The organism is Phreatobacter sp. (assembly GCF_030691135.1).
In the GTDB taxonomy this organism is placed as follows: domain Bacteria; phylum Pseudomonadota; class Alphaproteobacteria; order Rhizobiales; family Phreatobacteraceae; genus Phreatobacter.
In genome coordinates this window covers 21,995-29,389 of record NZ_JAUYFA010000055.1, presented here as the reverse complement: position 1 = coordinate 29,389, position 7,395 = coordinate 21,995, and the positions used below count along the sequence as shown (strand labels likewise).

6 protein-coding genes are annotated in these 7,395 nt (G+C 68.5%); 2 read left to right on the top strand and 4 right to left on the bottom strand.

Translation table 11 applies throughout. The features are described from left to right. Positions 1-6: 6 nt before the first annotated feature. From Q8O26_RS09455 to Q8O26_RS09445, 3 genes are all read right to left on the bottom strand, one after another. The gene (locus tag Q8O26_RS09455; protein WP_305575257.1) at positions 7-462 is read right to left on the bottom strand and encodes a DUF192 domain-containing protein; all 456 of its coding nucleotides are present in this window, start codon (positions 460-462) and stop codon (positions 7-9) included. Positions 463-480: 18 nt separating this feature from the next. After that, positions 481-1,089, bottom strand: a complete 609-nt coding sequence (locus Q8O26_RS09450; RefSeq protein WP_305575256.1) for a cold-shock protein — start codon at positions 1,087-1,089, stop codon at positions 481-483. A 153-nt stretch (positions 1,090-1,242) separates the two neighbouring features. Next, positions 1,243-2,028, bottom strand: coding sequence for a Sir2 family NAD-dependent protein deacetylase (locus tag Q8O26_RS09445; RefSeq protein ID WP_305575255.1), 786 nt, complete (start codon positions 2,026-2,028; stop codon positions 1,243-1,245). Between the two features lie 30 nt (positions 2,029-2,058). Between Q8O26_RS09445 and gloA the strand changes: the two genes are divergently transcribed. Together gloA and Q8O26_RS09435 are read left to right on the top strand one after the other, a co-directional pair. Then, the gene (gene gloA, locus Q8O26_RS09440; protein ID WP_305575254.1) at positions 2,059-2,517 is read left to right on the top strand and encodes a lactoylglutathione lyase; all 459 of its coding nucleotides are present in this window, start codon (positions 2,059-2,061) and stop codon (positions 2,515-2,517) included. Continuing rightward, on the top strand, positions 2,484-3,692 hold the full coding sequence (locus Q8O26_RS09435) for an aminotransferase (protein WP_371134509.1): 1,209 nt from the start codon (positions 2,484-2,486) through the stop codon (positions 3,690-3,692). The genes gloA and Q8O26_RS09435 overlap by 34 nt, the downstream gene beginning before the upstream one ends. Before the next feature lie 4 nt (positions 3,693-3,696). Here the strand turns inward: Q8O26_RS09435 and dnaE are convergent, their stop codons facing one another. Then, positions 3,697-7,131: a DNA polymerase III subunit alpha gene (gene dnaE / locus Q8O26_RS09430; protein ID WP_305575252.1), complete on the bottom strand. Its 3,435-nt coding sequence runs from the start codon at positions 7,129-7,131 to the stop codon at positions 3,697-3,699. Between the last annotated feature and the right edge of the window lie 264 nt (positions 7,132-7,395).

Genomic DNA, 7,395 nt, shown 5'->3' with positions numbered 1-7,395 from the left:
GTCGGCTCAACCGCGGAAGAAGGGATGCTCGACCCGGTCACCCGCCGCGATGCCGAGGCGCCGCGACGTGCCGCCGATGACCTCGAGCACGCCCTTGACCGGGCCGTTGGACGAGATCGTCGCCTCCGACAGGGGCGTCGTGTTCTCGGCGATGTGGTTGATGACGCCGTTGGCGCGGATGAAGATCATGTCCAGCGGGATGTAGGTGTTCTTCATCCACATGGTGACCTCGGTCTCGCGGGTGCCGAAATCGAAGAGCATGCCGCGGCCGTCGGGCAGTTCGCGGCGGAACATCAACCCGCGCGAGCGGGTCTCCGGCGTGTTGGCGATCTCCAGCACGAAGGGATGGTTGACGCCGGCCCGCGTCACGATGGTCAGGCGGGCGGTATCGCCGCGCGCCAAGGCCGGGGCGACCGGCAGGACGAAGGCTGCGGCGAGAAGATTGCGGCGATCGATCATCATGGCCGCTGTTCTAGCCCGTCAGTGGGAGGCTGGAAAGGGCGCTCCGTCCGGACGCACCTCGGCGGCCATCAGCCCCTTGGAGCCGTCGCCGAACCGGACCAGGACCCATTGCCCCGGCCTGAGCTCGGTCATGCCGTAGCGGCGCAGCGTTTCCATATGGACGAAGATGTCCGGCGTGCCCGGTCCACGCGACAGGAAACCGAAGCCGCGCAGGCGGTTGAACCACTTCACCTCGGCGCGCTCCAGCCCGCTGGTCGGGACCACGGCGACATGGGTGCGGGCCGGCGGCATCTGCGCCGGGTGGATGGCGGTCGAATCGTCCATCGACAGGACGCGGAACGCCTGGAGGCCGCGGGACCGCGCCGTCGCCTCGACGATGATGCGGGCGCCCTCATGGGCGGTCTGGAAACCGTCGCGGCGAAGCGTCGTCACGTGCAGGAGCACGTCCGATCCGCCCTCGTCGGGAACGATGAAACCGTAGCCCTTGGCGACATCGAACCATTTGATGGCGCCGGAAATCTCGACCAGATCGGTGGGTGCTGCTTCCGGTGCGGACGAAGCTTCCGCCCGCAACGTCAGCCCGCCTTTGCCGCCGAGGCCGTCTGCATCGGAACCGTCCGACGTCATCACTCTCACCGCCGTGCTCTCGGGATCGTGGCCTCGATCCCGCCCCACCTGATTCTTGCAACAAAGGATAGCACCCGTCCGGCGCCGGCAAAGCCCAAAATGCAGCCTTGTCCGTCTTCCCCACCACTTTGGTGGATGGTCTATCCACAGGGGTCAGGAGAGGCGCCCGATGCCGAGCCTGCCGGCGACGCCGGCCAGCACCGCGCCGATATCGGCACGGACGACCAGATCGGCGGCGGCATCGAGCGGCGTCTCCTCGCGGTTGATGATGACGAGCCGCGCACCGCTGTCGCGGGCGGCGAGCGGCAGCCCGGCGGCGGGGTAGACGACGAGCGAGGTGCCGATGGCCAGGAACAGGTCGCAATCGGTCGACCAGGCGGCGGCCTGGCGCATCTTCAGCTCCGGCATGGCCTGACCGAAGGAGATGGTGGCCGATTTCACCGGGCCGCCGCAGGCCTCGCAGTCCGGCGGCTCGCCGCCCGTCGCCTCGAAGCGCTGCCGCACCCAGGCCAGTTCGTGGCGCCGGGCGCAGGAAAGGCACGTCGCATAGGTGCCGTTGCCGTGGATCTCGATCAGATGGGCGTCGGCGACGCCCGAATCCTGGTGCAGGTTGTCGATGTTCTGGGTGATGATGCCGGACAGCCTGCCGGCGTCGATCATCGCCGCGAGGGCGAGATGGCCGCGCGCCGGCGCCGCCCCGCGATAGCTGTCGTCCATGGTGAACTTGCGCCGCCAGGCTTCCGCCCGCGCCTCGCGGCTCGCCATGAAGGCCTGGAAGGGGATCGGCTTGTTCTGGGTCCACAGCGCGCCGGGCGAGCGGAAATCGGGAATGCCGCTCTCGGTGGAAATGCCGGCGCCGGTGAAGGCCACCGCGCGGCTGGACTGCCCGATGAGACTTGCCAGATCGTCCGTGGCAGTCTTCAACTCCGCTTCCGTCATCGACACCTCCGGCAAGAACGAGGGCTCCCCATGCGCTATCTGCACACCATGGTCCGTGTGACCGATCTCGACCAGTCGCTCGACTTCTACTGCAACAAGCTCGGGCTGGTTCAGGTGCGCAAGAACGATTTTCCGCAGGGCAAGTTCACGCTCGTCTTTCTCTGCGCGCCGGAGGACAAGGCGGCGGCGGAGGCCGACATCGCGAGCGGCCGGCGCGACGCGCCGATGCTCGAACTGACCTACAACTGGGACCCGGAAGCCTATACCGGCGGGCGCAATTTCGGTCACCTCGCCTATGAGGTCGACGATATTTACGCCACCTGCGAGCGGCTGCAGAAGGCCGGCGTCACCATCAACCGTCCGCCGCGCGACGGCCGCATGGCCTTCGTGCGCTCGCCCGACAACGTCTCCATCGAGATCCTGCAGAAGGGCGAGGCCAAGCCCGCCGCCGAGCCATGGGCCTCGATGGCGAACACTGGCGTCTGGTAATCCGCTTGCTGCCGCTCAACGTCAACGTTCTCGACACCGGCACGCCGCCGATTCCGGCGGCGCGCGCCTGGATGGCGTCCTATGACGGCGCCGCCGGCCCGCCGATCGACCTGTCGCAGGCCGCACCGGGGTCGCCGCCGCCCCCTGCCCTTCTCGACCGGCTCGCCGCTGCTGCGGGCCGGCCGGACATCGCGCGCTATGGCGCGATCCTCGGCGATGCGCCGCTCCGCGAGGCCTATGCTGAGGAGGTCGCCCGCCTCTATGGCAGCGACACCTCGGCCGCCGATGTCGCCATCACCGCCGGCTGCAACCTCGCCTTCCTCGCTGCCGTGCTGGCGGTGGCGGGGCCGGGCACGTCGGTGATCCTGCCGGCGCCCTGGTACTTCAACCACCAGATGACGCTGCAGATGCTCGGCATCGGCGTCCAGCCCCTCGCCTGCCGGCCAGAGGCCGGCTTCGTGCCCGATCCCGCCGCCGCGGAGGCGCTGATCGACGCGACGACACGGGCCATCGTGCTGGTGACGCCGAACAATCCGACGGGGGCCATCTATCCCGAAGGCGTCATCGCCGCCTTCGCGGCTCTCGCCCGTCGCCGCGGGCTCGCCCTCATCATCGACGAGACCTACCGGGATTTCCTCGCGGCGGGGACCAACCGGGCGCACGGCCTCCTTGCCGCCCCCGACTGGCGCGACAGCGTCATCCAGCTCTATTCGTTCTCGAAATCCTATGCGGTTCCAGGCCACCGCATCGGCGCGATCGTCGCCGGACCGGCCGCGATGGGGCAGATTCTCAAGGTCCTCGACAGTTTCCAGATCTGCGCCGCCCGTCCGGCGCAGGATGCCCTCGCCTGGGGGATCGCCGGTGTCGCCGACTGGCGGGCGTCGACACGCACCACGATCAACCGGCGGATCGCCGCCTTCGAGACCGTGCTGAAGGCCTGCGAGGGCTGGACGATCTCGTCCATCGGCGCCTATTTCGCCTATGTGCGCCATCCCTTCGCAGGGATCGGCGCGGAACGGGTCGCCGAAGCGCTGGCCCGCAAGCGCGGGGTTCTCGGCCTGCCGGGCGCCTATTTCGGACCCGGACAGGAAGACCACCTGCGCTTCGCCTTCGCCAATGCCGACGAAGCGGCGATCGCCAGCCTGCCGGAGCGCCTCGCCGGGCTCGCCCCCTGAGGGGCTACATCTCCATCACAGCCTGAACGCCGGGCACGGCCTTGATGGCGCCGGCGATCTGTGGCGACACGGCGAAGCGGCCCGGCAGCTTTACCTCGACCTCGCTGCCGGCATCGGCGAGCCGCATCACCAGACTCACCTCGCCGTCGCCCTTGGCCGGCAGGCGGCGGGCGATGCTGTCGATGGCGCCGAGGTCCCCGACGAAGACGCGGAACCCCTTCTGGACACGGACGGCGGCGGCGTCGAGCGGCTCGACCGACTGGATGCGTACGCGCACGTCGTCGCCCTGCAATTCCGCACCAACCGCCAGCAGCACCGCCTTTCCCGGCTCCAGCAGGTCGCGGTAGAGCGCCAGCCCCTCCGAGAACAGCACCCCCTCGTAATGGCCGGAGGGATCGGAAAAGGTGACGATGCCCATCTTGTTGCCGGTCTTGGTGCGCCGCTCCTGCCGCGCGGTGACGACTCCGGCCAGGCGCCCGGCGCTGGCGCCCTGGCGGACGCTGCGGGCGAAGTCGAGGAAGGGCTCGATGCGCAGGCGCTTCAGCGCCGGCAGATAATCGTCCAGCGGATGGCCCGAGAGGAAGAAGCCGATCGCCTTGTATTCCTCGTCCAGCTTCTCGGCCGGCAGCCAGGGCTCGACGTTCGGCACGCGGATGAGCGGCGCGCCGGAGCCGCCGAAGAGCTCGTCCTGGCCGAGCGCCCGCCCCTCGGCCTGGCGCTGGGCTTCCGCCAGAACCTGGTCGATGGCGGCGAAGGCTGCGGCGCGGTTGGTCTCGACATCGTCGAAGGCGCCGGCGGAGGCGAGGTTCTCCAGCGTCTTGCGGTTCAGCATGCGCGGGTTGATGCGCTGGGCGAAATCGCCGAGGTCGCGGAAGGGCTGGTCGCCGCGCGCCGCCACCACCGCCTCGACCGCCTGGGCGCCGACGCCCTTCACAGCCGCCAGGGCATAAAGAATACGGCCCTCGGCCACCTCGAAATGGACGCCGGAGCGGTTGATGCTCGGCGGGTCGACGGGAATGCCGAGGCGCACCGCCTCGCGGCGGAACTCTGACAGCTTGTCGGTGTTGGAGAGGTCGAGCGTCATGGAGGCCGCCATGAACTCGACCGGGTAATTCGCCTTCAGATAGGCCGTATGGTAGGACACCAGGGCATAGGCGGCGGCGTGGCTCTTGTTGAAGCCGTAATCGGCGAATTTGGCGAGAAGGTCGAAGATCTCGTCCGCCTTGGCCTTGGGGATCGAGCGTTCGACGCAGCCGGAGACGAAGCGCTCGCGCTGCTTGTCCATCTCCGCCTTGATCTTCTTGCCCATGGCGCGGCGCAGGAGGTCGGCCTCGCCGAGCGAATAGCCCGAAAGGATCTGCGCCGCCTGCATCACCTGCTCCTGGTAGACGATGATGCCGTGGGTCTCGGAGAGCACCTGTTCGAGCAGCGGATGGGGATATTCGGCCTTTTCGAGCCCATGTTTGCGAGCGCAATAGACCGGGATATTGGCCATCGGTCCCGGCCGGTAAAGGGCGACGAGGGCGATGATGTCCTCGAAACGGCTCGCCCGCATCTCCACCAGGGCCTTGCGCATGCCGGCGCTTTCCACCTGGAACACGCCGACCGTCTCGCCGCGCGCCAGCATGTCGAAGGTCTTCGCGTCGTCGAGCGGGATGGTGGCGAGATCGACGGCGATGCCGCGCCGGGCGATCAGTTCCACCGCCTTCTGCAGCACGGTCAGCGTCTTGAGGCCGAGGAAGTCGAACTTCACCAGGCCCGCCTGCTCGACCCATTTCATGTTGAACTGGGTGACCGGCATGTCGGTCTTGGGGTCGCGGTAGAGCGGCACGAGTTCGACCAGCGGCCGGTCGCCGATGACGAGGCCGGCGGCGTGGGTGGAGGCATGGCGGTTGAGCCCCTCCAGCTTCGTCGCGATGTCGAAGAGCCGGGCGACGACCGGGTCCTCCTCGCGCGCCGCCTGGAGCTTGGGCTCGCCCTCGATGGCCTTGTCCAGCGTCACTGGCGCCGCCGGATTCTGCGGCACGAGCTTGCAGAGCTTGTCGACCTGGCCATAGGGCAGTTCGAGGACGCGGCCGACGTCACGCAGCACGCCGCGCGCCTGCAGCGTGCCGAAGGTGATGATCTGCGCCACCTGGGCGCGGCCATAGCGTTCCTGGACGTAGCGGATCACCTCGTCGCGGCGGTCCTGGCAAAAGTCGATTACGAATACCGGCATCGACACGCGCGAGGGGTTGAGGAAGCGCTCGAACAGGAGCGCGAAGCGCAGAGGATCGAGATCGGTGATGGTCAGGGCATAGGCGACGAGCGACCCGGCGCCGGAGCCGCGGCCGGGGCCGACGGGAATGTTCTGCGCCTTGGCCCATTTGATGAAGTCGGACACGATGAGGAAATAGCCGGGGAACTTCATGCCGGCGATGATCGAGAGCTCGAAGTCGAGACGGTCGCGGTAGTCCTTCTCGGTGAGGCCGGGGGCTGGCCCGTGGACGGCGAGCCGCCGTTCGAGCCCCTCACTGGCCTGGCGGGCGAGCGCCGCCGCCTCGTCCAGCACCGCGCCGCCGGCCTCCTCGGTGAAGCTCGGCAGGATCGGCTTGCGGGTGCGCGGGCGGAAATGGCAGCGGCGGGCGATCTCCACGGTAGACGCCACCGCCTCCGGCAGGTCGGAGAACAGCGCCACCATCTCCGCCTGGGTCTTGAACCGGTGCTCGGGCGTCAATTGCCGGCGCTCCGAATCCCCCAGCACCCGGCCCTCGGCGATGGAGATCAGCGCGTCGTGGCTCTCATAGTCGCCGAGGGAGGCGAAATAGCACTGGTTGGTGGCGACCAGCGGCAGGCCGCGCCCATAGGCCTCCTGGATCAGGTCGGGCTCTACCGCCCTTTCCTCGTCGAGGCCGTGGCGTTGCAGCTCGACATAGAGCCGGTCGCCGAAGATCGCCGCGAGCCGATCGAGACGGCCGCGGGCAAGGTCCGCCTGGCTGTTCCGGAAGGCCTGGTCGACCGGGCCGCCGGGCCCGCCGGTGAGGGCGATCAGTCCGCCGCCATGGGCCGCGAGGACGGCGAGCGGGACACTGGCATCGCCGACATCGGCGCTCTCCATGAAGGCCCGTGACGACAGCGCCATCAGGTTCATGTAGCCCTCCTCGCTCGCCGCCAGCAGTGCGATGCGGGGCTTGGCCGCCTGCAGGTTGGGCCGCTTGGGATCGACCGTCCGGTCGCCGCAATCGATCCCGAGGGAAAGACCGACGATGGGCTGGATGCCCTCGCCCTTCATCTTCTCGGAGAATTCGAGGGCGGCGAAGAGATTGTTGGTGTCGGTGACGGCCAGCGCCGGCATCCGGTCGTGGCCGGCGAGCTTGGCGAGCTTGACAATCGAGAGCGCGCCCTCCAGCAGCGAGAAGGACGAATGGACCCGCAGATGCACGAAAGCCTGTCCTGCCATCCGCTTCGTGCCCCCCACCCGTAACCAGCCCGCGCCGAGTCGCGGAGCCATCGACCTTTGCGGCTTGCCGACCCTGCCCGCAAGAGCGGCGCGGCCGTCCTCACCGCTATGCACAGGACGGGCCCGTCACCCCTGAAGCGCCTGCGCCCACACCGTGATCATGCCCGTGAAAAGTCCCAGCGCGACCAGGGCGGCGGCATCCTCAATGAAGCTGCGGATCATGGTGTCCTCCCGTGTTTCCGACCATGGGGGCACTATGTTCTA

Bases quoted from the DNA above. Each gene is read 5' to 3' on its own strand.
- Q8O26_RS09455 (WP_305575257.1), bottom strand. From the start codon at position 462: ATGATGATCGATCGCCGCAATCTTCTCGCCGCAGCCTTCGTCCTGCCG.
- Q8O26_RS09450 (WP_305575256.1), bottom strand. From the start codon at position 1,089: ATGACGTCGGACGGTTCCGATGCAGACGGCCTCGGCGGCAAAGGCGGG.
- Q8O26_RS09445 (WP_305575255.1), bottom strand. From the start codon at position 2,028: ATGACGGAAGCGGAGTTGAAGACTGCCACGGACGATCTGGCAAGTCTC.
- gloA (WP_305575254.1), top strand. From the start codon at position 2,059: ATGCGCTATCTGCACACCATGGTCCGTGTGACCGATCTCGACCAGTCG.
- Q8O26_RS09435 (WP_371134509.1), top strand. From the start codon at position 2,484: ATGGGCCTCGATGGCGAACACTGGCGTCTGGTAATCCGCTTGCTGCCG.
- dnaE (WP_305575252.1), bottom strand. From the start codon at position 7,131: ATGGCAGGACAGGCTTTCGTGCATCTGCGGGTCCATTCGTCCTTCTCG.